The 26,249-nt window shown below is 72.4% G+C and carries 24 protein-coding genes; 22 read left to right on the top strand and 2 right to left on the bottom strand.

From position 1 onward, the window contains the following. Positions 1-149 precede the first annotated feature (149 nt). From ABZ478_RS09565 to nusB, 4 genes are all read left to right on the top strand, one after another. Entirely contained in the window at positions 150-1,061 is a 912-nt protein-coding gene (locus tag ABZ478_RS09565) for a Pro-rich N-terminal domain-containing protein (protein WP_359546904.1), read from the top strand. Between the two features lie 79 nt (positions 1,062-1,140). Then, complete coding sequence (locus ABZ478_RS09560; RefSeq protein ID WP_359546902.1) at positions 1,141-2,247, top strand: aminopeptidase P family protein; 1,107 nt, start codon at positions 1,141-1,143, stop codon at positions 2,245-2,247. Between the two features lie 47 nt (positions 2,248-2,294). Then, positions 2,295-2,861: an elongation factor P gene (gene efp, locus ABZ478_RS09555; RefSeq protein ID WP_280888353.1), complete on the top strand. Its 567-nt coding sequence runs from the start codon at positions 2,295-2,297 to the stop codon at positions 2,859-2,861. Positions 2,862-2,863: 2 nt separating this feature from the next. Further along, the gene (nusB, locus tag ABZ478_RS09550) at positions 2,864-3,298 is read left to right on the top strand and encodes a transcription antitermination factor NusB (protein ID WP_358938235.1); all 435 of its coding nucleotides are present in this window, start codon (positions 2,864-2,866) and stop codon (positions 3,296-3,298) included. Positions 3,299-3,474: 176 nt separating this feature from the next. On the opposite strand, the gene bldD is transcribed toward nusB, so the two are convergent. After that, positions 3,475-3,978, bottom strand: coding sequence for a transcriptional regulator BldD (gene bldD / locus ABZ478_RS09545; protein ID WP_358938237.1), 504 nt, complete (start codon positions 3,976-3,978; stop codon positions 3,475-3,477). Between the two features lie 251 nt (positions 3,979-4,229). Between bldD and pyrR the strand changes: the two genes are divergently transcribed. The 14 genes from pyrR (at position 4,230) to ABZ478_RS09475 (ending at position 20,912) form a co-directional block, all read left to right on the top strand. Beyond that, complete coding sequence (gene pyrR / locus ABZ478_RS09540; RefSeq protein ID WP_358938239.1) at positions 4,230-4,802, top strand: bifunctional pyr operon transcriptional regulator/uracil phosphoribosyltransferase PyrR; 573 nt, start codon at positions 4,230-4,232, stop codon at positions 4,800-4,802. A 91-nt stretch (positions 4,803-4,893) separates the two neighbouring features. Beyond that, a complete protein-coding gene (locus tag ABZ478_RS09535; protein ID WP_359546900.1) occupies positions 4,894-5,874 on the top strand; it encodes an aspartate carbamoyltransferase catalytic subunit in 981 nt (326 codons plus the stop codon). A gap of 5 nt (positions 5,875-5,879) precedes the next feature. Next, the gene (locus ABZ478_RS09530; protein WP_359546898.1) at positions 5,880-7,166 is read left to right on the top strand and encodes a dihydroorotase; all 1,287 of its coding nucleotides are present in this window, start codon (positions 5,880-5,882) and stop codon (positions 7,164-7,166) included. Continuing rightward, positions 7,163-7,723, top strand: a complete 561-nt coding sequence (locus tag ABZ478_RS09525; protein ID WP_358938245.1) for a hypothetical protein — start codon at positions 7,163-7,165, stop codon at positions 7,721-7,723. Before ABZ478_RS09530 ends, ABZ478_RS09525 begins: the two co-directional genes overlap by 4 nt. After that, positions 7,720-8,862: a glutamine-hydrolyzing carbamoyl-phosphate synthase small subunit gene (gene carA / locus ABZ478_RS09520; protein WP_359546897.1), complete on the top strand. Its 1,143-nt coding sequence runs from the start codon at positions 7,720-7,722 to the stop codon at positions 8,860-8,862. Before ABZ478_RS09525 ends, carA begins: the two co-directional genes overlap by 4 nt. Beyond that, complete coding sequence (gene carB / locus ABZ478_RS09515; RefSeq protein WP_359546895.1) at positions 8,855-12,163, top strand: carbamoyl-phosphate synthase large subunit; 3,309 nt, start codon at positions 8,855-8,857, stop codon at positions 12,161-12,163. Before carA ends, carB begins: the two co-directional genes overlap by 8 nt. A 51-nt stretch (positions 12,164-12,214) precedes the next feature. Continuing rightward, positions 12,215-13,321 carry a quinone-dependent dihydroorotate dehydrogenase gene (locus ABZ478_RS09510; RefSeq protein WP_359546893.1) on the top strand — a complete coding sequence of 369 codons (1,107 nt, stop codon included), beginning with the start codon at positions 12,215-12,217 and terminating at the stop codon, positions 13,319-13,321. Next, positions 13,318-14,163, top strand: coding sequence for an orotidine-5'-phosphate decarboxylase (gene pyrF / locus ABZ478_RS09505; protein ID WP_359546892.1), 846 nt, complete (start codon positions 13,318-13,320; stop codon positions 14,161-14,163). The genes ABZ478_RS09510 and pyrF overlap by 4 nt, the downstream gene beginning before the upstream one ends. A gap of 300 nt (positions 14,164-14,463) precedes the next feature. After that, a complete protein-coding gene (locus tag ABZ478_RS09500) occupies positions 14,464-14,787 on the top strand; it encodes an integration host factor (protein ID WP_003977346.1) in 324 nt (107 codons plus the stop codon). Between the two features lie 60 nt (positions 14,788-14,847). Then, the gene (gene gmk / locus ABZ478_RS09495; RefSeq protein WP_359546890.1) at positions 14,848-15,441 is read left to right on the top strand and encodes a guanylate kinase; all 594 of its coding nucleotides are present in this window, start codon (positions 14,848-14,850) and stop codon (positions 15,439-15,441) included. Positions 15,442-15,515: 74 nt separating this feature from the next. Then, the gene (gene rpoZ / locus ABZ478_RS09490) at positions 15,516-15,788 is read left to right on the top strand and encodes a DNA-directed RNA polymerase subunit omega (protein WP_005319902.1); all 273 of its coding nucleotides are present in this window, start codon (positions 15,516-15,518) and stop codon (positions 15,786-15,788) included. A gap of 113 nt (positions 15,789-15,901) precedes the next feature. Then, the gene (gene coaBC / locus ABZ478_RS09485) at positions 15,902-17,104 is read left to right on the top strand and encodes a bifunctional phosphopantothenoylcysteine decarboxylase/phosphopantothenate--cysteine ligase CoaBC (protein WP_359547496.1); all 1,203 of its coding nucleotides are present in this window, start codon (positions 15,902-15,904) and stop codon (positions 17,102-17,104) included. Positions 17,105-17,399: 295 nt separating this feature from the next. Beyond that, positions 17,400-18,608, top strand: coding sequence for a methionine adenosyltransferase (gene metK, locus ABZ478_RS09480; RefSeq protein WP_359546888.1), 1,209 nt, complete (start codon positions 17,400-17,402; stop codon positions 18,606-18,608). A gap of 156 nt (positions 18,609-18,764) precedes the next feature. Continuing rightward, complete coding sequence (locus ABZ478_RS09475) at positions 18,765-20,912, top strand: primosomal protein N' (RefSeq protein ID WP_359546886.1); 2,148 nt, start codon at positions 18,765-18,767, stop codon at positions 20,910-20,912. A gap of 96 nt (positions 20,913-21,008) precedes the next feature. On the opposite strand, the gene ABZ478_RS09470 is transcribed toward ABZ478_RS09475, so the two are convergent. Further along, a complete protein-coding gene (locus ABZ478_RS09470; RefSeq protein WP_359546884.1) occupies positions 21,009-21,551 on the bottom strand; it encodes a hypothetical protein in 543 nt (180 codons plus the stop codon). A gap of 272 nt (positions 21,552-21,823) precedes the next feature. Between ABZ478_RS09470 and fmt the strand changes: the two genes are divergently transcribed. The 4 genes from fmt (at position 21,824) to ABZ478_RS09450 (ending at position 26,205) form a co-directional block, all read left to right on the top strand. Further along, the gene (gene fmt / locus ABZ478_RS09465; protein ID WP_359546882.1) at positions 21,824-22,756 is read left to right on the top strand and encodes a methionyl-tRNA formyltransferase; all 933 of its coding nucleotides are present in this window, start codon (positions 21,824-21,826) and stop codon (positions 22,754-22,756) included. Positions 22,757-22,836: 80 nt separating this feature from the next. After that, complete coding sequence (locus ABZ478_RS09460; protein WP_359546881.1) at positions 22,837-24,255, top strand: transcription antitermination factor NusB; 1,419 nt, start codon at positions 22,837-22,839, stop codon at positions 24,253-24,255. Between the two features lie 129 nt (positions 24,256-24,384). Beyond that, positions 24,385-25,071: a ribulose-phosphate 3-epimerase gene (gene rpe / locus ABZ478_RS09455; RefSeq protein ID WP_359546879.1), complete on the top strand. Its 687-nt coding sequence runs from the start codon at positions 24,385-24,387 to the stop codon at positions 25,069-25,071. A gap of 90 nt (positions 25,072-25,161) precedes the next feature. Further along, complete coding sequence (locus tag ABZ478_RS09450; RefSeq protein ID WP_359546877.1) at positions 25,162-26,205, top strand: sugar-binding domain-containing protein; 1,044 nt, start codon at positions 25,162-25,164, stop codon at positions 26,203-26,205. Positions 26,206-26,249: the final 44 nt, after the last annotated feature.

The following is a 26,249-nucleotide window of genomic DNA, read 5'->3' as shown; positions in this document are numbered from 1 at the left end:
GGACCGCCCCCGGTCGTTGCACCGAACGACGGCCGGGGGCGGTACCGTTCGGGTGGGTCTCCCGCCCATGCCCTTTAGGCTGTGGGGGAGAGCGGGCTCCGCACCCGCCTGCCAGTGCCAGATGTGTGTACGAGACGGAGTGGCAACGGATGCAGCACGCAGTGGGGTCTCCGCTGCCACCGCCCCACGAGCAGGGGCGGGGACCGCACGTCGGCTGGGCGTCGGCCCACCACCCGGGAGCCCCGCAGGGTCCCGCACCCGTGCCTCCGCCGCCACCCGGCTACCCGGGAACCGGAGCCGTGCCCCCGTCGGGCCCGATGCCGCCGCCCGCGCCCGTGCCCTCCTCCGGGCCGATGCCGCCGTCGCACGCGCAGCCTCCCGCCCCGCGGCACGCCCCCGCCCCGCCGCCCCCGGAGACCACCGGTCATCTGCCGCTGCCGCCCGGCGGCCTCGTCGGTGTGCCCGCCGCGCCGCCGGCCTCGGCCCCGGCGCCCGATCCGGCGGCCACCACCCTGGCCGTCCTGCTGATCGGCCCGGCGGGCGCCGGCAAGACCAGCGTCGCCAAGTACTGGGCTGACCACCGGCGGGTGCCCACGGCCCACATCAGCCTGGACGACGTGCGCGAATGGGTCCGCTCCGGTTTCGCCGACCCCCAGTCGGGCTGGAACGACCATTCCGAGGCCCAGTACCGCCTGGCCCGCCGGACCTGCGGCTTCGCCGCCCGGAACTTCCTGGCCAACGGCATCTCCTGCATCCTCGACGACGCCGTCTTCCCGGACCGGCCGGTCGTGGGCCTCGGCGGCTGGAAACGCCATGTCGGACCGGGCCTGCTCCCGGTCGTGCTGCTCCCGGGCCTCGACATCGTCCTGGAGCGCAACGCCGAACGCTCCGGCAACCGCCGCCTCACCGACGAGGAGGTGGCCAGGATCCACGGCCGCATGGCGGGCTGGTACGGCTCGGGCCTGCCGATCATCGACAACTCCCAGCTCGACGTCCCCGGCACGGCCCGGCTGCTGGACGAGGTGCTCGCCAGGGCGATGGCCAGCCCGCCGAGCTGGTGACCGGCGGCATCGTCCGCTCCGGGCCCCACTCGGCCCCACCCAACCGGCACAATTCGCCCAGAACTCCTACGCTCATCTCATGTCAGAGGTGCACGCGACTCGCCGATCCCGCCTGAGGGAGCGCTGCAACGCGGCCGGCGCCCCCGCCGCCCTGGTCAGCCGACCCGCCAATGTGCGTTACCTGGCGGGCGCCGCGCCCCAGGGCGCCGTCCTGCTGCTCGGCGGGCAGGAGGATCTCCTGGTGTGCGCCGCACCCCCGGAGGACCGCCCCGCCGACGGGCGGCCGGACGAGAACGTGCGACTGCACGTCCTCTCCTCGCCCGGAGGCGACGCGGCGGTCGCCGCGGCCGGCCTCGCCGACGCCCAGGGCTCCGACGCCCTGGCCGTGGAGGAGCACGACCTCACCGTGGCCCGGTACCGGGCCATGTCCTCCGTCGCCCCGGGGCTGCGTCTGTCCGATCTCGGCGGAGCCGTCGAGCAGCTCCGGGTCGTCAAGGACGAGGAGGAGATCTCCTGCCTCCGCATCGGGGCCGAGATCGCCGACCAGGCACTCGGCGAACTGCTGGAGTCCATCCTGGTCGGCCGCACCGAGCGGCACCTCGCCCTGGAGCTGGAGCGGCGGCTGGTCGACCACGGCGCCGACGGGCCGGCCTTCCCCACCTCCGTCGCCACCGGGCCCAACTCGGGCCGGCGCGGGCACCGGCCCACCGACCGGCGTGTGGAGGAGGGCGACTTCCTCTCCGTCTGCCTGGGCGCCACCTACCGGGGGTACCGGTGCGAGATCGGCCGCACGTTCGTCATCGGCACCTCGCCCGCCGACTGGCAGATCGAGCTCTACGACCTGGTCTTCTCCGCCCAGCGGGCCGGACGCGAGTCCCTGATGCCGGGTGCCGCGTACCGTGAGGTGGACCGCGCGGCCCGCCAGGTGCTGGACTCCGCGGGCTATGCGGAGGCACTCCCACCGCTGACCGGACACGGTGTCGGGCTCGAAATCGACGAGGACCCGCAGCTGGCCCCCGCCGCCATGGGTAAACTGGACGCTTGCGTGCCGGTCACCGTCGAACCGGGGGTCCACCTCCCGGGCCGGGGCGGTGTCCGGATCGATGACACGCTCGTCGTCCGCCCAGAGGCGGACGGCGGACCCGAGCTACTCACCATCACGACCAAGGAGCTGCTCGCGCTGTAGGAGTGCGTGCCCCGGGGTCGTACGTCAGTCCAGGAGATTCCGCAACCGTGGCTTCCACGAACGACCTCAAGAACGGCCTGGTGCTCAAGCTCGAAGGCGGCCAGCTCTGGTCCGTCGTCGAGTTCCAGCACGTCAAGCCCGGCAAGGGCCCGGCATTCGTGCGCACCAAGCTCAAGAACGTGCTCTCCGGCAAGGTCGTCGACAAGACCTTCAACGCCGGTGTCAAGGTCGAGACGGCCACTGTCGACAAGCGCGACATGCAGTTCTCGTACATGGACGGCGAGTACTTCGTCTTCATGGACATGCAGACCTATGACCAGCTGATGGTCGACCGCAAGGCCGTCGGCGACGCAGCCAACTTCCTCATCGAGGGCTTCACGGCCACCGTCGCCCAGCACGAGGGCGAGGTGCTCTTCGTCGAGCTGCCGGCCGCCGTCGAGCTGGTCGTGCAGGAGACCGAGCCGGGCGTCCAGGGCGACCGTTCCACCGGTGGCACCAAGCCCGCCACCCTGGAGACCGGCCACCAGATCCAGGTCCCGCTCTTCATCACCACCGGTGAGAAGATCAAGGTCGACACCCGCACCAGCGACTACCTCGGCCGGGTGAACAGCTAACCGTGGCCGCCCGCAACACGGCCCGCAAGCGCGCCTTCCAGATCCTCTTCGAGGGCGACCAGCGCGGCGCCGACGTCCTGACGGTCCTCGCGGACTGGATCCGGCTCTCCCGGTCCGACACCCGGCAGCCGCCGGTGAGTGAGTACACGATGCAGCTCGTCGAGGGCTACGCCGGGAAGGCGAAGCGTATCGACGAGCTGATCGCGAGTTACGCGGTGGACTGGACGCTCGACCGGATGCCGGTGGTGGACCGGAACATCCTGCGTCTGGGTGCCTACGAGCTGATCTGGGTCGACGAGACCCCGGACGCCGTCGTCCTGGACGAGATGGTGCAGCTGGCGAAGGAGTTCTCCACGGACGAGTCCCCCTCGTTCGTCAACGGCCTCCTGGGCCGGCTGAAGGAGCTCAAGCCGTCGCTGCGCCGGGACGAGGCGTAGACGGTACGAGAAACGCCACAGGGCCCGCGGTGAGCGATCGCCGCGGGCCCTGTGGCGTCGGTGTACCCATGCCGCCCCGAAGGGCCCTGAGGGGGCCCACACGCGCCGCCGGGGTGGCCGGAACCATACGGTCCCGGCCACCCCGGCGGCACGTTTCTGCTGAGGCGCTGCGCGGCTCAGGCCTCTTCGTGGGTCGCCACGGCGCGGCGCGCGTCCGCGTCCAGGACGCCCCAGCTGATCAGCTGCTCGGTGAGCACCGAGGGGGACTGGTCGTAGATGACGGCGAGTGTGCGCAGGTCGTCCTGGCGGATCGACAGCACCTTGCCGTTGTAGTCGCCGCGCTGGGACTGGATCGTCGCCGCGTAGCGCTGCAGCGGGCCGGCCTTCTCGGGCGGCACGGTCGCCAGCCGCTCCAGGTCCAGGACCAGCTTCGGCGGCGGCTCGGCGGCGCCGCCCGGCGTGGTGCCCGGCAGCAGCTCCTGCACGGGGACGCCGTAGAAATCGGCCAGCTCGGCCAGGCGCTGCACGGTCACGGCACGGTCACCGCGCTCGTAGGAACCGACCACCACGGCCTTCCAGCGACCCTGGGACTTCTCCTCGACACCGTGGAGGGAAAGGCCCTGCTGGGTGCGGATGGCCCGGAGCTTGGCCCCGAGCTGTTTGGCGTATTCGCTGGACATATAGCTCCCCGGCACTGTGTCGACGCGGTCGGCTGTGATTTCCGCCGCGCGGCTGGTAACTCACTGTGAGGTTACGCAGCGTGACTCTTGTGCGTCAAGCCGAATGGTCCACCCCGACTCTTCCGTTCCGGTGGCGGCCGGTTACGCCGTACGGGTGATCGAGGACTCCCGCGGACCTGCTACGGTGGATGGCGCAAATCCGACGTCCTTTAAGGTCCGTCCCGTGAGGCGGAGAAGGAGGTCCGTTTCGTATGGACACGCACGCCAGCCCCTCCGCGTCCGATGCGCGGCCCGTGCTCGAGGGCCCCGACATCGCACGCGTTCTGACCCGCATCGCCCACGAGATCGTCGAACGCGCCAAGGGCGCCGACGACGTGGTGCTCCTGGGTATCCCGACCCGGGGGGTCTTCCTCGCCCAGCGGCTCGCCGCCAAGCTGGCGGAGATCACCGACCGCAAGGTCCCCGTCGGCTCGCTCGACATCACCATGTACCGCGACGACCTGCGCATGCACCCGCCGCGCGCGCTGGCCCGCACCGAGATCCCCGGTGACGGCATCGACGGCAAGCTGGTCGTCCTCGTCGACGACGTGCTCTTCTCCGGCCGCACCATCCGCGCCGCCCTCGACGCCCTGAACGACATCGGGCGCCCCCGCGCGGTGCAGCTCGCGGTCCTGGTCGACCGGGGCCACCGCGAACTGCCCATCCGCGCCGACTACGTCGGCAAGAACCTCCCCACGTCGCTGCGGGAGACGGTCAAGGTCCAGCTCGCCGAGGAGGACGGTCGCGACACCGTGCTGCTCGGCGTGAAGCCGGCCGACCAGTAGCCGGCCCGGCGTACGGCCGCCCCGGCGCGCCCGTACACGCACCGGTCTGCCCCGAATCTCCCCGAATGAACTGCCTTACGGAGCCTGACAGATGCAGCGTCATCTCATCTCGGCCGCCGACCTCACCCGCGACGACGCCGTCCTGATCCTCGACACCGCCGAGGAGATGGCCCGGGTCGCCGACCGGCCGATCAAGAAACTGCCGACCCTGCGCGGCCGCACGATCGTCAACCTCTTCTTCGAGGACTCCACCCGCACCCGGATCTCCTTCGAGGCCGCCGAGAAGCGGCTGTCCGCGGACGTCATCAACTTCTCCGCCAAGGGGTCGTCGGTGTCCAAGGGCGAGTCCCTGAAGGACACCGCCCAGACCCTGGAGGCGATGGGCGTCGACGCCGTCGTCATCCGGCACGGCGCCTCCGGAGCCCCCTACCGTCTGGCCACCTCCGGCTGGATCGACGCCGCCGTGGTCAACGCCGGCGACGGCACCCACCAGCACCCCACCCAGGCCCTGCTGGACGCGTTCACCATGCGCCGCCGCCTGGTCGGCCGGGACGCCGGCCTGGGCCAGGACCTGAGCGGCAAGCGGATCACCGTCGTCGGCGACGTCCTGCACAGCCGGGTCGCCCGCTCCAACGTCGACCTGCTGCACACCCTCGGCGCCGAGGTCACCCTGGTCGCCCCGCCCACCCTCGTGCCGGTCGGCGTCGGGAACTGGCCCTGCGAGGTCTCGTACGACCTCGACAGCACGCTGGTGAAGTCCGACGCGGTGATGATGCTGCGGGTCCAGCGCGAGCGCATGAACGCCGCCTTCTTCCCCACCGAGCGCGAGTACTCGCGGCGCTACGGCCTCAACGGCGAGCGCATGGCGAAGATGCCCGAGCACGCCATCGTGATGCACCCCGGCCCGATGGTCCGCGGCATGGAGATCACCGCCGAGGTCGCCGACTCCGACCGCTGCACCGTCGTCGAGCAGGTCGCCAACGGCGTCTCCATCCGGATGGCCGTGCTGTACCTGCTGCTCGGCGGCAACGAGCCCGCCCTCACCCAAGCCCGCACCACCGAGGAGAAGTAAGAACCATGAGCAAGATCCTGATCCGTGGTGCGAAGGTGCTCGGCGGCGAGCCGCAGGACGTGCTGATCGACGGCGAGACGATCGCGGCGGTGGGCCAGGGCCTCGAAGCCGAGGGGGCGGAGGTGGTCGAGGCCGCCGGCAAGGTGCTGCTCCCCGGCCTGGTCGACCTGCACACCCATCTGCGCGAGCCGGGCCGCGAGGACTCCGAGACCGTGCTGACCGGTACCCGCGCGGCGGCGAGCGGCGGCTTCACGGCCGTCTTCGCCATGGCCAACACCTTCCCGGTCGCCGACACCGCGGGCGTCGTCGAGCAGGTGTACCGGCTCGGCAGGGAGCACGGCTACTGCGACGTCCAGCCCATCGGCGCCGTCACCGTCGGCCTGGAGGGCAGGAAGCTCGCCGAACTGGGCGCGATGCACGAGTCCGCCGCCGGCGTCACCGTCTTCTCCGACGACGGCAAGTGCGTGGACGACGCCGTGATCATGCGCCGGGCGCTGGAGTACGTGAAGGCCTTCGGCGGCGTCGTCGCCCAGCACGCGCAGGAGCCGCGCCTCACCGAGGGCGCCCAGATGAACGAGGGCGTCGTCTCCGCCGAACTGGGCCTGGGCGGCTGGCCGGCCGTCGCCGAGGAGTCGATCATCGCGCGGGACGTGCTGCTCGCCGAGCACGTGGGCTCCCGCGTGCACATCTGCCACCTGTCGACCGCCGGGTCCGTGGAGATCGTCCGCTGGGCCAAGTCCCGCGGCATCGACGTCACCGCCGAGGTCACCCCGCACCACCTCCTGCTCACCGACGAACTGGTGCGCTCGTACAACCCCGTCTACAAGGTCAACCCGCCGCTGCGCACCGAGCGGGACGTGCACGCCCTGCGCGAGGCCCTCGCCGACGGCACGATCGACATCGTCGCCACCGACCACGCCCCGCACCCGCACGAGGACAAGGACTGCGAGTGGGCCGCCGCCGCCATGGGCATGGTGGGCCTGGAGACCGCGCTGTCGGTGGTCCAGGAGACGATGGTCGACACGGGCCTGCTGGACTGGGCCGGCGTCGCCGACCGGATGTCCGTCAGGCCCGCGCAGATCGGACGGGCCACCGGACACGGACGCCCCGTCTCGGCTGGTGAGCCCGCCAACCTCGCCCTCGTCGACACGGCATACCGTGGCCAGGTGGACCCCGCGGGCTTCGCCTCGCGCAGCCGCAACACCCCGTACGAGGGACGCGAGCTGCCGGGCCGTGTGACGCACACGTGGCTGCGGGGCAAGGCCACGCTCGTCGACGGGAAGCTCACGTGACACCTGTAATCCTGCTGGCCGAGGCGAAGAAGTCGGCCGAGGTCACCGACTGGGGCGCCCGCATCGGCTGGCTCGTCGGACTCGCCCTCTTCGTCGCGCTCATCTACTGGCTGATGCGCGAGGGCTGGAAATGGCGCGGCACCCTCCAGGGGGACCTGCCCGCCCCGCCCAGCGCGCCGGACGAGACCGGCCCGGTGAGACTGAGCATGAGCGGCCGCTACCACGGCTCCACGACCGCCGGGCAGTGGCTGGACCGCATCGTGGCCCACGGCCTCGGCACCCGCAGCCGGGCCGAGCTCACCCTGACCGACGCGGGCCTGGAGGTCGAGCGCCCCGGAGCGAACGACTTCTTCGTCCCCACGGCCGCGCTGCGCGGCGCCCGGCTCGACAAGGGCATCGCCGGCAAGGTCCTCACCGAGGGCGGACTGCTGGTGGTGACCTGGGCCCTCGGCGACAAGCTGATCGACTCCGGCTTCCGCTCCGACCACGCGGCCGAGCACACCGAGTGGGCCGACACCCTGAACAAGATGATCAACGACACGGAAGGCGCACGATGACGACCTCCACCAGGGGAGCCGCGAAGACTCCCGCCGTACTCGTCCTGGAGGACGGCCGCACCTTCCGCGGCCGCGCCTACGGGGCCGTGGGGGAGACCTTCGGCGAGGCCGTGTTCTCCACCGGTATGACCGGCTACCAGGAAACCCTCACCGACCCGTCGTACGACCGCCAGATCGTCGTCGCGACCGCCCCGCAGATCGGCAACACCGGCTGGAACGACGAGGACGACGAGTCCCGGCGCATCTGGGTCTCCGGGTACGTCGTGCGCGACCCCGCGCGCGTGCCGTCCAACTGGCGTGCCAAGCGCTCCCTGGACGACGAGCTGGTCGCACAGGGCGTGGTCGGCATCTCCGGGATCGACACCCGCGCGCTCACCCGCCACCTGCGCGAGCGCGGCTCGATGCGCGCGGGCATCTTCTCCGGCGAGGCGATCGCCCCCGAGTCCGAGCTCCTGGCGCGCGTGCAGGCACAGCCGCACATGAAGGGCGCGAGCCTCTACGAGGAGGTCGCCACCAAGGAGGCGTACGTCGTCCCGGCGGTCGGCGAGAAGCGCTTCACCGTCGCCGCCATCGACCTCGGTATCAAGGGCATGACCCCGCACCGCATGGCCGAGCGCGGCATCGAGGTGCACGTGCTGCCGGCCACCGCCACGCCCGACGAGGTCTACGCCGTCGAGCCCGACGGTGTCTTCTTCTCCAACGGCCCCGGCGACCCGGCCACCGCGGACGGCCCGGTCGCGCTGATGTCCGCCGTCCTGGAGCGCCGCACGCCGCTGTTCGGCATCTGCTTCGGCAACCAGATCCTCGGCCGCGCCCTCGGCTTCGGCACCTACAAGCTGAAGTACGGCCACCGGGGCATCAACCAGCCGGTCCAGGACCGTACGACCGGCAAGGTCGAGGTCACCGCGCACAACCACGGCTTCGCGGTGGACGCCCCGCTCGACAAGGTCAGCGAGACCGAGTTCGGCCGCGCCGAGGTCTCGCACGTCTGCCTGAACGACGACGTGGTGGAGGGGCTGCAGCTGCTCGACCAGCCGGCCTTCTCCGTCCAGTACCACCCCGAAGCGGCAGCCGGCCCGCACGACGCCGCCTACCTCTTCGACCGCTTCGTATCCCTGATGGAGGGCCAGCGTGCCTAAGCGCACCGATATCCAGTCCGTCCTGGTCATCGGCTCCGGCCCGATCGTCATCGGCCAGGCCGCCGAGTTCGACTACTCCGGCACCCAGGCCTGCCGGGTGCTCAAGGCCGAGGGCCTGCGCGTGGTCCTCGTCAACTCCAACCCGGCGACGATCATGACCGACCCGGAGATCGCCGACGCCACCTACGTCGAGCCGATCACCCCCGAGTTCGTCGAGAAGATCATCGCCAAGGAGCGCCCGGACGCTCTCCTGCCCACCCTGGGCGGCCAGACGGCCCTCAACACCGCCATCGCGCTGCACGACAACGGCGTCCTGGAGAAGTACGGCGTCGAGCTGATCGGCGCCAAGCCCGAGGCGATCCACAAGGGCGAGGACCGCGACCTGTTCAAGGGCGTCGTGGAGGAGGTCCGCAGGAAGACCGGCCACGGCGAGTCCGCCCGCTCGGTCATCTGCCACTCCATGGACGACGTCCTCAAGGGCGTCGAGACCCTCGGCGGCTACCCGGTCGTCGTCCGCCCCTCCTTCACCATGGGCGGCGCCGGCTCCGGCTTCGCGCACGACGAGGAGGAGCTGCGCCGCATCGCCGGCCAGGGCCTCACGCTCTCCCCGACCACCGAGGTGCTCCTGGAGGAGTCCATCCTCGGCTGGAAGGAGTACGAGCTGGAGCTGATGCGCGACAAGCACGACAACGTCGTGGTCGTCTGCTCCATCGAGAACTTCGACCCGATGGGTGTGCACACCGGCGACTCGATCACCGTCGCGCCGGCGATGACGCTGACCGACCGCGAGTACCAGGTGCTGCGCGACGTCGGCATCGCGATCATCCGCGAGGTCGGCGTCGACACCGGCGGCTGCAACATCCAGTTCGCGGTGAACCCCGAGGACGGCCGGGTCATCGTCATCGAGATGAACCCGCGCGTCTCGCGATCCTCGGCGCTCGCCTCCAAGGCGACCGGCTTCCCCATCGCCAAGATCGCCGCCAAGCTGGCCGTCGGCTACACGCTCGACGAGATCCCGAACGACATCACGCGGGAGACCCCGGCCTCCTTCGAGCCCACGCTCGACTACGTGGTCGTCAAGGCCCCGCGGTTCGCCTTCGAGAAGTTCCCGCAGGCCGACTCCACGCTGACCACCACCATGAAGTCGGTCGGCGAGGCCATGGCCATCGGCCGCAACTTCCCCGAGGCCTTCCAGAAGGCGCTGCGCTCGCTGGAGAAGAAGGGCAGTCAGTTCGCCTTCACCGGCGAGCCCGGCGACAAGGAGACGCTGCTCCGCGAGGCCGTGCGCCCCACCGACGGCCGGATCAACACCGTCATGCAGGCAATCCGCGCGGGCGCCACGCCCGAGGAGATCTTCGAGTACACGAAGATCGACCCCTGGTTCGTCGACCAGCTCTTCCTGATCAAGGAGATCGCGGACGAACTGGCCGAGTCGCCCGAGCTGACCGGCGACCTGCTCGCCGAGGCCAAGCGCCACGGCTTCTCCGACCAGCAGATCGCCGAGATCCGCGGGCTGCGCGAGGACGTCGTCCGCGAGGTCCGGCACGCCCTCGGCGTCCGCCCGGTCTACAAGACGGTCGACACCTGTGCCGCCGAGTTCGCAGCGCGGACCCCGTACTTCTACTCCTCCTACGACGAGGAGTCCGAGGTCGCGACCCGCGAGAAGCCCGCGGTGATCATCCTGGGCTCCGGCCCGAACCGCATCGGCCAGGGCATCGAGTTCGACTACTCCTGCGTCCACGCCTCCTTCGCGCTGTCCGACGCCGGGTACGAGACCGTGATGGTCAACTGCAACCCGGAGACCGTCTCCACCGACTACGACACCTCCGACCGGCTGTACTTCGAGCCGCTCACGCTGGAGGACGTGCTGGAGATCGTCCACGCGGAGCAGCAGGCCGGCCCGGTCGCGGGCGTGATCGTGCAGCTCGGCGGCCAGACCCCGCTCGGCCTGTCGCAGGCCCTGAAGGACAACGGCGTGCCGATCGTGGGCACCTCACCCGAGGCGATCCACGCCGCCGAGGACCGCGGCGCCTTCGGCCGGGTCCTCGCGGAGGCCGGCCTGCCCGCCCCGAAGCACGGCACGGCCACCACCTTCGAGGAGGCCAAGGCCATCGCCGACGAGATCGGCTACCCGGTCCTGGTCCGGCCCTCGTACGTCCTCGGCGGCCGCGGCATGGAGATCGTCTACGACGAGACCCGCCTGGCCTCCTACATCGCCGAGTCGACCGAGATCAGCCCCTCCCGGCCGGTCCTCGTCGACCGCTTCCTGGACGACGCCATCGAGATCGACGTCGACGCGCTCTACGACGGCGAGGAGCTGTACCTCGGCGGCGTGATGGAGCACATCGAGGAGGCCGGCATCCACTCCGGCGACTCGGCGTGCGCCCTGCCCCCGATCACCCTCGGCGGCTTCGACATCAAGCGGCTGCGCGCCTCCACCGAGGCGATCGCCAAGGGCGTCGGCGTGCGCGGCCTGATCAACATCCAGTTCGCGATGGCGGGCGACATCCTCTACGTCCTGGAGGCCAACCCGCGCGCCTCCCGTACGGTGCCGTTCACCTCCAAGGCGACCGCGGTGCCGCTGGCCAAGGCCGCCGCCCGGATCTCGCTGGGCGCGACCGTCGCCGAGCTGCGCGCCGAGGGCCTGCTCCCGGCGAACGGCGACGGCGGCGAGCTGCCGCTGGACGCGCCGATCTCCGTCAAGGAGGCCGTGATGCCGTGGTCGCGCTTCCGCGACATCCAGGGCCGCGGCGTCGACACCGTCCTCGGCCCGGAGATGCGCTCCACCGGCGAGGTCATGGGCATCGACTCGGTCTTCGGCACGGCGTACGCCAAGTCCCAGGCCGGCGCCTACGGGCCGCTGCCCACCAAGGGCCGCGCGTTCATCTCGGTCGCCAACCGGGACAAGCGCTCGATGATCTTCCCGGCGCGCGAGCTGGTCGCGCACGGCTTCGAGCTGCTCGCCACCTCCGGCACCGCCGAGGTGCTCAGGCGCAACGGCATCAACGCCACGGTCGTGCGCAAGCAGTCCGAGGGCACCGGCCCGAACGGTGAGCGGACCATCGTCCAGCTCATCCACGACGGCGAGGTCGACCTCATCGTCAACACCCCGTACGGCACCGGCGGCCGCCTCGACGGCTACGACATCCGCACCGCGGCGGTGGCCCGCTCCGTGCCGTGTCTGACGACCGTCCAGGCGCTCGCGGCGGCCGTCCAGGGCATCGACGCCCTCAACCACGGCGACGTGGGCGTCCGCTCGCTCCAGGAACACGCGGAACACCTGACCGCGGCCCGCGACTAGCAGCCCCGAGGGGGACACCGGAAACGGTGTCCCCCTCTTCATGAGGACACCATGTACAAGATCTTCTTCAACCTCGTCTTCAAACGGATGGACCCCGAGACGGCCCACCACCTGGCCTTCCGCTGGATCCGCCTGGCCGCCCGCGTCCCCGTGCTCCGCACGTTCGTGGCGGCCGCCCTCGCGCCCCGCCACAAGGAACTGCGCACGGAGGCCTTCGGGCTGCGCATGCACGGCCCCTTCGGGCTCGCCGCCGGCTTCGACAAGAACGCCGTAGCCATCGACGGCATGTCCATGCTGGGCTTCGACCACGTCGAGATCGGCACGGTCACCGGTGAACCGCAGCCCGGCAACCCCAGGAAGCGGCTGTTCCGGCTCGTGGCCGACCGCGCGCTGATCAACCGCATGGGCTTCAACAACGACGGCTCGCTGGCCGTCGCGGCCCGCCTCGCCGCCCGCGAGCCGGTGTTCCGGACCGTGGTCGGCGTCAACATCGGCAAGACCAAGGTCGTCCCCGAGGAGGAGGCCGCCGGCGATTACGTGAAGTCGGCCGAGCGCCTCGCGCCCCACGCCGACTACCTGGTCGTCAACGTTTCCTCCCCGAACACGCCCGGCCTGCGCAACCTCCAGGCGACCGAGGCGCTGCGCCCCCTGCTCCGCGCGGTGCGCGAGGCCGCCGACCGCGCGGTCCCGGACCGGCACGTCCCGCTGCTGGTGAAGATCGCCCCCGACCTCGCGGACGAGGACGTCGACGCCGTCGCCGACCTGGCGGTGGAGCTCGGCCTGGACGGCATCATCGCCACCAACACCACCATCGCGCGCGAAGGCCTCGGCCTGACCTCCGCGCCCTCGCTGGTGAAGGAGACCGGCGGCCTCTCCGGCGCGCCGCTGAAGGCGCGCTCCCTGGAGGTGCTGCGCCGCCTGTACGCGCGCGTGGGCGACCGGATCACACTGGTGGGCGTCGGGGGCGTGGAGACCGCCGAGGACGCCTGGCGGCGCATCCTGGCCGGCGCCACGCTGGTGCAGGGGTACAGCGCCTTCGTCTACGAGGGCCCGTTCTGGTCCCGCGCGATCCACAAGGGCCTGGCCGCGCGCCTGCGGAACAGCCCGTACACCACCCTCGCCGACGCGGTCGGCGCCGACGTGAGGAACGACGCATGACGGTTCTGGAACCCTTCGGCGCGCGCCTGCGCCGGGCGATGGACGAGCGGGGCCCGCTGTGCGTCGGCATCGACCCGCACGCCTCCCTGCTCGCCGAGTGGGGCCTCGCCGACGACGTGGCCGGTCTGGAGCGGTTCAGCCGCACGGTCGTCGAGGCGGTGGCCGACCGGGTCGCGGTCATGAAGCCGCAGAGCGCGTTCTTCGAGCGGTTCGGCTCGCGCGGCGTCGCCGTGCTGGAGCGGACGGTCCAGGAGGCGCGCGCGGCCGGCACCCTGGTCGTGATGGACGCCAAGCGCGGCGACATCGGCTCGACCATGGCCGGATACGCCGAGGCCTACCTGCACAAGGACTCCCCGCTGTTCTCCGACGCGCTGACCGTCTCGCCCTACCTCGGATACGGCTCGCTCAGTCCGGCCGTCGCGCTGGCGAGGGAGAGCGGCACCGGGCTCTTCGTGCTGGCGCTGACCTCGAACCCGGAGGGCCCGGAGGTCCAGCACGCGGTCCGCGCCGACGGGCGCGACGTGGGCGCGACCATGCTGGCCCATCTGGCCGCCGAGAACGTCGGCGAGGAGCCGCTGGGCTCGTTCGGCGCCGTCGTGGGCGCCACGGTGGGCGACCTGTCCTGCTACGACCTCGGTATCAACGGCCCGCTCCTGGCGCCCGGCGTCGGGGCGCAGGGGGCGACGGCGGCCGACCTCCCCCGGGTCTTCGGGCAGGCGGTGGGCAACGTGGTGCCGAACGTCAGCCGGGGAGTGCTGCGCCAGGGTCCCGACGTCGGAGCCCTGCGCTCGGCCACGGAGCGCTTCGCGGCGGAGATCCGGACCGCCGTCGCGGGCGGCTGAGCTGCCGGGAAGGCGTTTCGGTGCGCGGCGAGCGGGCGGCTTGAGTGTGAATACATCCTCAAATCAAGGGCAGTATGTCTGAAATATCCGGCCTGACGGCGGCTGACCTGTACTTTTCCGCTGTTCTCGCTGACTCCGGCGGACTTGACCGCTAGTCTCCGAGCAGTGGGGGCACCTCCCGCGCCTCCGCAGGTAGTGGGGGAGAACGGGCAGCGTGTTGCTCGTGGCTCCCCAGGTGTGGGGCGACTAGGTTCCTCACCGGTCCGTATCCGACAGTTCGACATCCGAGGTGACGTAGGCGTGGCTCTTCCGCCCCTTACCCCTGAACAGCGCGCAGCCGCGCTCGAAAAGGCCGCCGCGGCTCGCCGGGAGCGGGCCGAGGTCAAGAATCGACTCAAGCACTCCGGCGCCTCCCTGCACGAGGTCATCAAGCAGGGCCAGGAGAACGACGTCATCGGCAAGATGAAGGTCTCCGCCCTGCTCGAGTCCCTGCCGGGCGTGGGCAAGGTCCGCGCCAAGCAGATCATGGAGCGTCTGGGCATCTCCGAGAGCCGTCGCGTGCGCGGTCTCGGCTCCAACCAGATCGCCTCCCTGGAGCGTGAGTTCGGCAGCACCGGCTCCTGAGTCCGGCCCCCGCCGGACCGGGAGTCCCGGGCACACCGGGATTGCTGGAATAATCGCTGCATGGCTGTAACACCCCGGGGGACGACCCCCGTGCCCCCGGACGCACGTCCGCGGCTGACCGTGCTCTCCGGCCCCTCCGGGGTCGGCAAGAGCACGGTCGTCGCTCATATGCGCAAGAAACATCCCGAGGTCTGGCTCTCGGTGTCCGCGACCACCCGCAAGCCGCGCCCCGGCGAGCAGCACGGAGTCCACTACTTCTTCGTCACCGACGACGAGATGGACAAGCTGATCGCCAACGGCGAGCTGCTGGAGTGGGCCGAGTTCGCCGGCAACCGCTACGGCACGCCCCGCACGGCCGTGCAGGAGCGGCTGGAGAAGGGTGAGCCCGTGCTGCTGGAGATCGACCTCCAGGGCGCCCGGCAGGTCCGCGAGTCCATGACCGACGCCCAGCTGGTGTTCCTGGCCCCGCCCTCCTGGGAGGAGCTGGTGCGCAGGCTGACCGGCCGGGGGACCGAGCCGCCCGAGGTCATCGAGCGCCGCCTGGACGCGGCGAAGACCGAGCTGGCGGCCGAGCCCGAGTTCGACGAGACCCTCGTCAACACCTCCGTCGAGGACGTGGCCCGCGAGCTGCTAGCCTTGATGGACGTTGTGTGATCGTGCCGCCGCATCCAGATGCACCCGGGCCGGTCCCACCGACTGATTCTTTCCCATCCATCGGAAGGTAGAGCGTGTCCTCTTCCATCACCGCGCCCGAGGGCATCATCAACCCGCCGATCGACGAGCTGCTCGAGGCAACCGACTCGAAGTACAGCCTCGTGATCTACGCGGCCAAGCGGGCCCGCCAGATCAACGCGTACTACTCGCAGCTCGGCGAGGGCCTGCTCGAGTACGTCGGTCCGCTCGTCGACACCCACGTCCACGAGAAGCCGCTGTCGATCGCCCTGCGTGAGATCAACGCCGGTCTGCTGACCTCCGAGGCCATCGAGGGCCCCGCCCAGTAGCACCGCGCGGTAGTACTTTCAGATCGCGGTTGACTTATCCACAGGCCCGGCAGTCACGCTGCCGGGCCTGTGGTGTGTGATGGACCCGTACGTTGCCGAACCCGGGAGAGATGGTGGACAAGCCGAGGGTCGTTCTGGGGGTCAGTGGCGGCATCGCCGCCTACAAGGCCTGTGAGCTGCTGAGGAGGTTCACGGAGTCGGGCCACGATGTGCGCGTGGTGCCCACGGCCTCCGCGCTGCACTTCGTCGGCGCGGCCACCTGGTCCGCCCTCTCCGGCAAGCCGGTCTCCACGGAGGTCTGGGACCACGTCGACGAGGTGCCGCACGTCCGCATCGGCCAGCACGCCGACCTGGTCGTGGTGGCCCCGGCCACCGCCGACATGCTCGCCAAGGCCGCCCACGGCCTCGCGGACGACCTGCTGACCAACACCCTCCTCACCGCCCGCTGCCCGGTCGTCTTCGCGCCGGCCATGCACACGGAGATGTGGGAGCACCCCGCCACCCAGGAGAACGTGGCGACGCTGCGCCGCCGCGGCGCCGTCGTCATCGAGCCCGCGGTGGGCCGCCTCACCGGAGTCGACACCGGAAAGGGCCGGCTGCCCGACCCGGTGGAGATCTTCGAGGTGTGCCGCAGGGTCCTGGCCCGGGGCGCCCAGGCGCCCGATCTCGAGGGACGGCACGTCGTGGTCTCGGCCGGCGGCACCCGCGAGCCCCTCGACCCGGTCCGCTTCCTGGGCAACCGATCCTCCGGCAAGCAGGGCTACGCCCTCGCCCGTACGGCCGCCGCCCGCGGCGCCCGGGTCACGCTGATCGCCGCCAACGCCGGGCTGCCCGACCCGGCCGGCGTCGACGTCGTCCCCGTGGGCACCGCCGTCCAGCTGCGCGAGGCCGTCCTGAAGGCCGCGGCCGACGCCGACGCCGTGGTCATGGCCGCCGCCGTCGCCGACTTCCGCCCCGCCGTCTACGCGGCCGGGAAGATCAAGAAGAAGGACGGCCAGGAGCCCGCCCCCATCACCCTGGTGCGAAATCCGGACATCCTCGCCGAGATCTCGGCCGAGCGCGCCCGGCCCGCGCAGGTCGTCGTCGGCTTCGCCGCGGAGACCGACGACGTGCTCGCCAACGGCCGCGCCAAGCTCGCCCGCAAGGGCTGCGACCTCCTCGTCGTCAACGAGGTGGGGGAGCGCAAGACGTTCGGCTCCGAGGAGAACGAGGCCGTGGTGCTGGGCGCCGACGGCAGCGAGACCCCCGTGCCGCACGGTCCCAAGGACGCCCTCGCGGACATCGTCTGGGACCTGGTGGCCACCCGTCTGCGCTGACCCGGCCGTCGCCGTTGCGCCGTCCGGGCGCGGCCCGGTTCGGCCGTCCGGGCCGTTTTGATCCGGGCGCGCGACGTCGCTTTTCCGCCGCACAATGTCGCGTGGCGGCCCTGGCCAAGGCCGCTCGGCATTGTGCAGAATGCCCGTGCCGCAGGTCACAGCACTCCCGAGTGGCGAGACACGTGGGCCGGCGGCCGAGTGCGACCGATAAACTGTTCTCGGACGACGTCGGGTGCAGCCCCCCGCGTCATCTGCCAATGATCAGCCAGCAGCCGCTGCAACCCCAGGGAGCGTTGTGTCCCGTCGCCTGTTCACCTCGGAGTCCGTGACCGAGGGTCACCCCGACAAGATCGCTGACCAGATCAGCGACACCATCCTCGACGCGCTGCTGCGCGAGGACCCCTCCTCGCGCGTCGCCGTCGAGACGCTGATCACCACCGGCCTGGTCCACGTGGCCGGCGAGGTGACGACCAAGGCCTACGCGGACATCGCGACCCTGGTCCGCAACAAGATCCTCGAGATCGGTTACGACTCCTCGAAGAAGGGCTTCGACGGAGCCTCCTGCGGCGTCTCGGTGTCGATCGGCGCGCAGTCCCCGGACATCGCGCAGGGCGTCGACACGGCCTACGAGTCCCGGGTCGAGGGCGACGAGGACGAGCTCGACAAGCAGGGCGCCGGCGACCAGGGCCTGATGTTCGGCTACGCCTCGGACGAGACCCCGACGCTGATGCCGCTGCCGGTCTTCCTGGCGCACCGCCTGTCGAAGCGGCTCTCCGAGGTCCGCAAGAACGGCACCATCCCCTACCTGCGCCCCGACGGCAAGACGCAGGTCACCATCGAGTACGACGGCGACAAGGCCGTCCGCCTCGACACGGTCGTGGTCTCCTCCCAGCACGCCTCGGACATCGACCTCGAGTCGCTGCTCGCTCCCGACATCCGCGAGTTCGTCGTCGAGCCCGAGCTGAAGGCACTGCTCGAGGACGGCATCAAGCTGGACACCGAGGGCTACCGGCTGCTGGTCAACCCGACCGGCCGGTTCGAGATCGGCGGCCCCATGGGCGACGCCGGCCTGACCGGCCGCAAGATCATCATCGACACCTACGGCGGCATGGCCCGCCACGGCGGCGGCGCCTTCTCCGGCAAGGACCCGTCCAAGGTCGACCGCTCCGCCGCCTACGCCATGCGCTGGGTCGCCAAGAACGTCGTGGCGGCGGGCCTGGCCTCCCGCTGCGAGGTCCAGGTCGCCTACGCCATCGGCAAGGCCGAGCCGGTGGGTCTGTTCGTGGAGACCTTCGGCACCGCCAAGATCGACCACGAGAAGATCGAGAAGGCGATCGACCAGGTCTTCGACCTCCGCCCGGCCGCCATCATCCGCGACCTCGACCTGCTCCGCCCGATCTACGCCCAGACCGCCGCGTACGGTCACTTCGGCCGCGAGCTGCCCGACTTCACCTGGGAGCGCACGGACCGCGTGGACGCCCTGCGCCAGGCCGCGGGCCTGTAGTCCCGTCCCGGTCGTCCCGCCGAGGCCCGGTCTCCCTTCGGGGGCCGGGCCTCGGCGTGTGTCCGGAGCTCCCGCACCGTCCCGTCCAGGCCCTCCGCCCCCGGCGGGATCCGCTCGGGGCGCCGGTTGTCGGTGGCGTTTGGTAAGAATGCAAGCGTGAGCAGCGAGAACGGTTCGGGGGGCGGCGGGGCCGAGGGGGCGCCGCCGGAGCAGCTCGCGCTCATCCGGGAGAGCCTGCGGGGGGCCAAGGTGCCCCGGGCCAAACCGCGGACCTGGCGGGGCGCCGCGCTGGCCGGAGAGCTGCCCGTGGCACGGGTGCTCGTCGACAAGGGCGTACTGCACCTCGACCGGTACTTCGACTACGCGGTACCCGAGGAACTGGACGCCGAGGCGCAGCCCGGGGTCAGGGTGCGGGTGCGGTTCGGGGCCGGGCGGGGGCGCGTGCGCGACGGGCGCCGCGAGGGCGGCGGGCTGATCGGCGGCTTCATCGTCGAGCGGCGGGCCGAGTCCGACTACTCCGGGCCGCTGGCCGCCCTCGCCCAGGTGGTCTCGCCCGAGCCCGTGCTCAGCGACGAGCTGCTGGGGCTCGCGCGGGCCGTCGCCGACCGGTACGCGGGGAGCCTCGCCGATGTGCTTCAGCTGGCCGTGCCGCCGCGCAGCGCGCGGGCCGAGCGGCGCCCGTCGCCCGACCCGCTGCCCGCGCCGCCGGCGCCGGAGCCGGGATCATGGACGCGGTACGAGCAGGGGGACGCCTTCCTCCGGTCGCTGGCCGCCGGCGCCGCCCCGCGAGCCGTGTGGAACGCCCTGCCGGGCCCGCTGTGGAGCGAGGAGCTGGCCCGGGCCGTCGCCGCCACGCTCGCCTCGGGACGCGGCGCGCTCGTCGTCGTACCGGACGGGCGGGCCGCCGCCCGGGTGGACGCCGCGCTGACCGCGCTGCTCGGCGAGGGCCGGCATGCGCTGCTCACCGCCGACGCCGGCCCCGAGAAGCGGTACGCGCAGTGGCTCGCGGTGCGGCGCGGGTCGGTGCGCGCGGTCGTCGGCACCCGGGCGGCGATGTTCGCGCCCGTGCGGGATCTCGGGCTCGTCGCCGTCTGGGACGACGGCGACGGCAGCCACAGCGAGCAGCACGCCCCGCAGCCGCATGCCCGGGATGTGCTGCTGCTGCGCGCCACACTCGACAAGTGCGCCTTTCTGCTGGGCGGCTGGAGCTGCACGGTCGAGGCGGCCCAGCTCGTCGAGAGCGGCTGGGCGCGGCCGCTGGTCGCCGGCCGGGAGCAGGTACGGGCGGCCGCCCCCCTCGTGCGCACGGTCGGGGACCAGGATCTCGCCCGCGACGAGGCCGCCCGCGCCGCCCGGCTGCCCACGCTCGCCTGGCAGGCGGTCCGCGAGGGGCTGCGGCACGGCCCGGTGCTGGTGCAGGTGCCCCGGCGCGGCTACGTGCCGCGCATGGCCTGTGCGCAGTGCAGGGCGCCCGCCCGGTGCCGGCACTGCGCGGGCCCGCTGGAGGCCCAGGACGCCGGTGTGCTGAGGTGCGGCTGGTGCGGGCGCGAGGAGAATGCCTGGCACTGCCCGGAGTGCGGGAGCTTCCGCCTGCGGGCCCAGGTCGTGGGGGCGCGGCGGACCGCCGAGGAGCTGGGGCGGGCCTTCCCCGCCGTACCGGTGCGCACATCGGGGCGCGAGCATGTGCTGGACACGGTGCCGGACACGCCCGCGCTGGTGGTGAGCACGCCGGGGGCCGAGCCCGTCGCCGACGGCGGCTACGCGGCGGCCCTGCTGCTGGACGGCTGGGCCATGCTCGGGCGGCCCGACCTGCGGGCCGGTGAGGAGGCGCTGCGGCGGTGGATCGCCGCCGGGGCGCTCGTCCGGCCGCAGGGCGAGCGGGGGACCGTGGTCGTGGTGGCCGAGCCGACCCTGCGTCCCGTGCAGGCGCTGGTGCGCTGGGACCCGGTGGGCCACGCGGTGCGGGAGCTGGCCGAGCGGGCCGAGCTGGGCTTCCCTCCGGTGTCCCGGATGGCGGCCGTGTCCGGGACGGCCGAGGCCGTCGCCGAGTTCCTCGGCACCGTCGGACTGCCCGCGGACGCCGAGGTGCTGGGCCCGGTGCCGGTGCCCCCCACCCTGCCCGGCCGGCCGCGCAGGCCCGGTGCGCCGCCACCCGGTGAGCACTGGGAACGGGCGCTGGTGCGGGTGCCCCCGGGCAGCGGGGCCGCGCTGGCCACCGCCCTGAAGACGGCTCAGGCGGCGCGGATGGCGCGGGGGAGCGAGGAACCGGTGCGGGTGCGGATCGATCCCCCGGACATCGGCTGAGAGCCCACCGGACGTGCCCCGCGCCGCGCGCGGGGCATGCGTCTGCCCTCCCGGTGTCTCCGGGAGGGCAGGATGAGGTCGGGCCGGGCGGTGCGCTCAGCCGTTGCGCGGGCCCGGAAAGGCCGTCGGCCGGGCGTCGTCGCGGAGCGTCGGGCTGCCCGCGGTCGGCTGCGTCGGCATCGAACGGGCCGCGGGCACCGTCGGCACCGCGGGCAGGGGGGAGTCCACGTCGAGCGTGCGGGTGCCGGACGGCTCCGTGGCCCGCTCGTTCTCGGCGGCCGCCTGCGTGGCGGCCCGGCGGGCGCCGTAACGGCGGTGCACCGCCTGCTTGGTGACGCCGAGGGCCGAGCCCACCGCGTCCCAGGAGAAGCCGAGCGAGCGGTCGAAGTCCACGGCTGCGGTGACCAGCGTCTCGACGCTGTCCCGGAGCTCCTGGGCGAGGCGGACCGTGGGGGCGGGGGCTCGTCCGTAGACGACGAACCCCGTGGACGGGCCGGAACGGCGCGGACGGTAGACGTTGCCCAACTGGGCGGTGAGCGTGCGCAGCGCGTCCACCTGCCGGCGGACCCGCTCGATGTCCCGCACCAGCAAGTGCAGGCTGGCCCGGGCCTGGGCGTCGTGGGTTGCGTGGTCGGCCATGAACAAGCCTCTCGAACCGGCGTTGAAAGGAACTGGGCCGCTGGCGCGGCCCGATGCGGTCAACTCTCTCTTGACAACGCGTGGACGCTCCGCTGGTCACGGGGTGGGGGCGTACGGGCATATGCGTACGCCGCCCGTCACCCGCGCACCACCGCTCGGCCCGGTCACCGCGGTCGCCCGCGCGTCCATGGCAGGTGGGGCGTAGGGCCGGGCCGGGCCATAGACTGGTGCGCCGCCCGTCCAACCCCCGCCCGAGAGGCCCGATCCCGCCCATGAAGCTCGTCTTCGCCGGTACCCCCGAGGTCGCCGTTCCCGCCCTGGACGCTCTCCTCGCCTCCGGGCGGCACGAGGTGGCCGCCGTCGTCACACGGCCCGACGCGCCGGCCGGGCGGGGACGCAGGCTGGTCGCGTCCCCCGTGGCCGAACGGGCGGCGGAGGCCGGGATCGAGGTGCTGAAGCCGGTCAAGCCGCGCGACCCCGAGTTCCTGGAGCGGCTGCGGGAGATCGCCCCGGACTGCTGCCCCGTGGTCGCCTACGGCGCCCTGCTGCCCAGGGTCGCCCTGGACGTCCCGGCGCACGGCTGGGTCAATCTGCACTTCTCCCTGCTGCCCGCCTGGCGCGGGGCCGCACCCGTGCAGCACGCCCTCATGGCGGGCGACGAGATCACCGGGGCCTCCACCTTCCTCATCGAGGAGGGGCTCGACTCGGGGCCGGTGTACGGCACCGTCACCGAGCAGGTCCGGCCCACCGACACCAGCGGCGACCTGCTCACCCGGCTCGCCTTCGCCGGCGCCGGTCTGCTGGCCGCGACCATGGACGGCATCGCGGACGGCACCCTGAAGGCGGTGCCGCAGCCGGCCGAGGGCATCACCCTCGCACCCAAGATCACCGTCGAGGACGCCCAGGTGGACTGGGCGGCGCCGGCGCTCCGCGTCGACCGGGTGGTGCGCGGCTGCACGCCCGCGCCCGGCGCCTGGACCACGTTCCGCGGCGAGCGGCTCAAGCTCGTCCAGGTCACGCCCGTGCCCGAGCGCACCGGCCTCGCCCCGGGACAGCTCGCGGCAGGCAAGAACAGCGTGCACGTGGGCACCGGCTCGTACGCCGTCGAGCTGCTGTGGGTGCAGGCGCAGGGCAAGAAGCCGATGCGGGCCGCCGACTGGGCGCGCGGGGCGCGCATCACGGAGGGGGAGACGCTCGGGGGCTGAGCCCCGAGCGGCGGGGGCCCGGCCGCGGCGACGTACGCTGGGAACCGCACTCCCTTCTTCACATCCGGAGCACCTTTTTCGTGAGCGAGCAGTCCCAGCGGCCGCGCAGGCCCGCCAAGCCCTACCGCCGTCCCCAGAAGGACCCCGTCCGCATCCTGGCCTTCGACGCGCTGCGCGCGGTGGACGAACGGGACGCGTACGCCAACCTGGTGCTGCCGCCGCTGCTGCGCAAGGCCCGCGAGAAGGGCGGCTTCGAGACGCGGGACGCCGCGCTCGCCACGGAGTTGGTGTACGGGACGCTGCGCCGGCAGGGCACCTACGACGCTGTCATCGCCGCCTGCGTCGACCGGCCGCTGCGCGAGGTCGACCCGCCGGTGCTCGACGTGCTCAGCCTGGGCGTGCACCAGCTCCTCGGGACCCGGATCCCGACCCACGCCGCCGTGTCCGCCTCCGTGGAGCTGGCGCGGGTGGTGCTCGGGGACGGGCGCGCCAAGTTCGTCAACGCGGTGCTGAGGAAGGTGGCCCAGAACGATCTCGACGGCTGGATCGAGAAGGTCGCTCCCCCTTACGACGAGGATCCCGAGGACCATCTCGCCGTCGTGCACTCGCACCCCCGCTGGGTCGTCTCCGCGCTGTGGGACTCCCTCGGCGGCGGCCGGGCCGGCATCGAGGAACTGCTGGCGGCCGACAACGAGCGGCCCGAGGTCACGCTCGTCGCGCGGCCGGGCCGGGCCAACACCGAGGAACTGCTGCGCGAGGACGCCGCCGTGCCGGGCCGCTGGTCGCCGTACGCCGTGCGGCTGGCCGAGGGCGGCGAGCCGGGCGCGGTGCCGGCCGTGCACGAGGGGCGGGCCGGAGTACAGGACGAGGGCAGCCAGCTGGTCGCCCTGGCGCTCGCGAACGCTCCGCTCGACGGCCCCGACACCACGTGGCTCGACGGCTGCGCCGGTCCCGGCGGCAAGGCCGCCCTGCTGGCCGCCCTCGCCGCCGAACGCGGGGCCGCGCTGCTGGCCGCCGAGAAGCAGCCGCACCGGGCGGGACTGGTGGCCAGGGCCCTCCAGGGCAACCCGGGCCCGTACCAGGTCGTCACCGCCGACGGGACCCGGCCGCCGTGGCGGGCCGGCTCCTTCGACCGGGTCCTGATGGACGTGCCCTGCACCGGGCTCGGCGCCCTGCGCCGGCGCCCCGAGGCACGGTGGCGCCGCCGCCCGGAGGACCTGGACACCTTCGGGCCGCTCCAGCGCGCCCTGCTCCGCACCGCACTGGACTCGGTACGGGTCGGTGGAGTGGTCGGCTACGCCACCTGCTCACCGCATCTCGCCGAGACCCGGGCGGTCGTCACCGACGTGCTCAAGAGGCGCCCGGACACCGAGCTGATCGACGCCCGCCCCCTGCTGCCCGGCGTCCCGGCGCTCGGCGAGGGACCCGACGTACAGCTCTGGCCGCACCTGCACGGCACCGACGCGATGTACCTGGCCCTGATCCGCCGCACCGGCTGACACCGGCCGGCGTCGTCCCCCCCGGACGCGCGGGGAACCGCGCGTCCGGCCGGTACCCGCCCGTGGCCGGGGCACCCCCTCCACGGACCGCCGTTACAGGCCGGCGTGGCGGCATGGCAGGCTTGGGTCATGGCCGCGCAGATCAACCCCAGCATTCTGTCCGCCGACTTCGCCCGCCTTGCGGACGAGGCCAAGGCGGTCGAGGGAGCCGACTGGCTCCATGTCGACGTCATGGACAACCATTTCGTCCCGAACCTCACGCTCGGCGTGCCGGTCGTGGAGTCCCTCGCCCGTGCCACGGGCACCCCGCTGGACTGCCATCTGATGATCGAGGACCCCGATCGCTGGGCGCCGCGGTACGTCGAGGCCGGGGCCTCGTCGGTCACCTTCCACGTCGAGGCGGCCGCCGCGCCGGTGCGGCTCGCCCGGGAGATCCGCGCCAAGGGCGCCCGCGCCTCCATGGCGCTGAAGCCCGCTACGCCGATCGAGCCGTACGAGGATCTGCTGCCCGAACTCGACATGCTGCTGATCATGACGGTCGAACCGGGCTTCGGCGGGCAGGCCTTCCTCGACATCATGCTCCCGAAGATCCGCCGCACCCGGGAGCTGATCGGCAAGCACGGCCTCCAGCTCTGGCTGCAGGTCGACGGCGGTGTCTCGGCCTCGACCATCGAGCGGTGCGCGGACGCGGGCGCGGACGTCTTCGTGGCCGGCTCGGCCGTGTACGGGGCCGAAGACCCGGCGGAGGCGGTGCGGGCGCTGCGCGCCCAGGCGGATTCCGTTAGCGCCGAGGCGTCCTGGGCATGCGGCCACTGAGCCACGGCTACGTGAACGCTTGAGTGAACGCCGCCCATGTGGGCGGAGCAGCCGCGCCGGATCTGCAAGGATGAACGGCGAATCCAGAGTGTGAACAGCAGTGAGGAGATCGCCGTGTCGGGTATGTCGGCGGGCCGGTCAGCCATGCGGATGGGACCCGCTGAGCTGGTGCAGGCGGCGGCCATGGCCCGCCGCTTCTACCTCGAGGGCAAATCCAAGATCCAGATCGCGGAGGAGTTCGGCGTCAGCCGCTTCAAAGTGGCCCGGGTCCTGGAGACGGCCCTCGAACGGGATCTCGTGCGTATCGAGATCCGTGTGCCGGCCGAGCTGGACGCCGAGCGCTCCGACGCGCTCCGCGCCCGCTACGGCCTGAGGCACGCCGTGGTGGTCGAGTCCCCGGCCGAGGCCGAGGAGACCCCCGACCCCGAGAACCTCGGCGAGGTGGCCGCCGATCTGCTCGGCGAGCTCGTCAACGAGGGGGATGTGCTCGGGCTGGCCTGGGGCCGCTCCACCATTCACATGGCGGCCGCGCTCGACCGGCTGCCGCCGTGCACGGTGGTGCAGCTGACGGGCGTGTACGACGCCGGGACCTCCGAGCGCGGCTCGGTGGAGGCCGTGCGCCGTGCCGCCCAGGTGTCGGGCGGCGACGCCCACCCCATCTACGCGCCGATGCTGCTGCCGGACGCGGCCACCGCGGCCGCGCTGCGCAACCAGACGGGTATCGCCCGGGCCTTCGAGTACTTCGACAAGGTCACGGTCGCCTGTGTCTCCATCGGTTCCTGGGAGCCCGGTATCTCGACGGTGCACGACATGCTCAGCGACGAGGAGCGCGCGCACTACGCCTCGCTCGGTGTCGCCGCCGAGATGGCCGCCCACCTGTTCGACGCCGAGGGGCGCCGGATCGGGCGGGACCTGGGGGAGCGGTGCATCACGGTCAAGGCTGACCAGCTCCGCCGCATCCCGGAGGTCGTGGCGATCGCCGGCGGGCAGCGCAAGGCGTCCGCGATCGACGCGGTGCTGCGCTCCGGGCTGGTCACCAGCCTGGTCACGGACACCTCGGCCGCCGACTACCTGATGACGGCCGGCCCGGCGCCGAAGCCCACGCTCGGCCGCGCGGACCCGGACGGGCACTGACGGGCCCCTTCCGGGTCCTAGGGGCCCTGACGGAACCCCGAGGC

The sequence above is a fragment of the Streptomyces sp. NPDC005706 genome, assembly GCF_040631045.1.
Lineage (GTDB): Bacteria > Actinomycetota > Actinomycetes > Streptomycetales > Streptomycetaceae > Streptomyces.
Note: the sequence above shows the minus strand (reverse complement) of the source record. Positions and strands in the feature narration are given on the sequence as shown.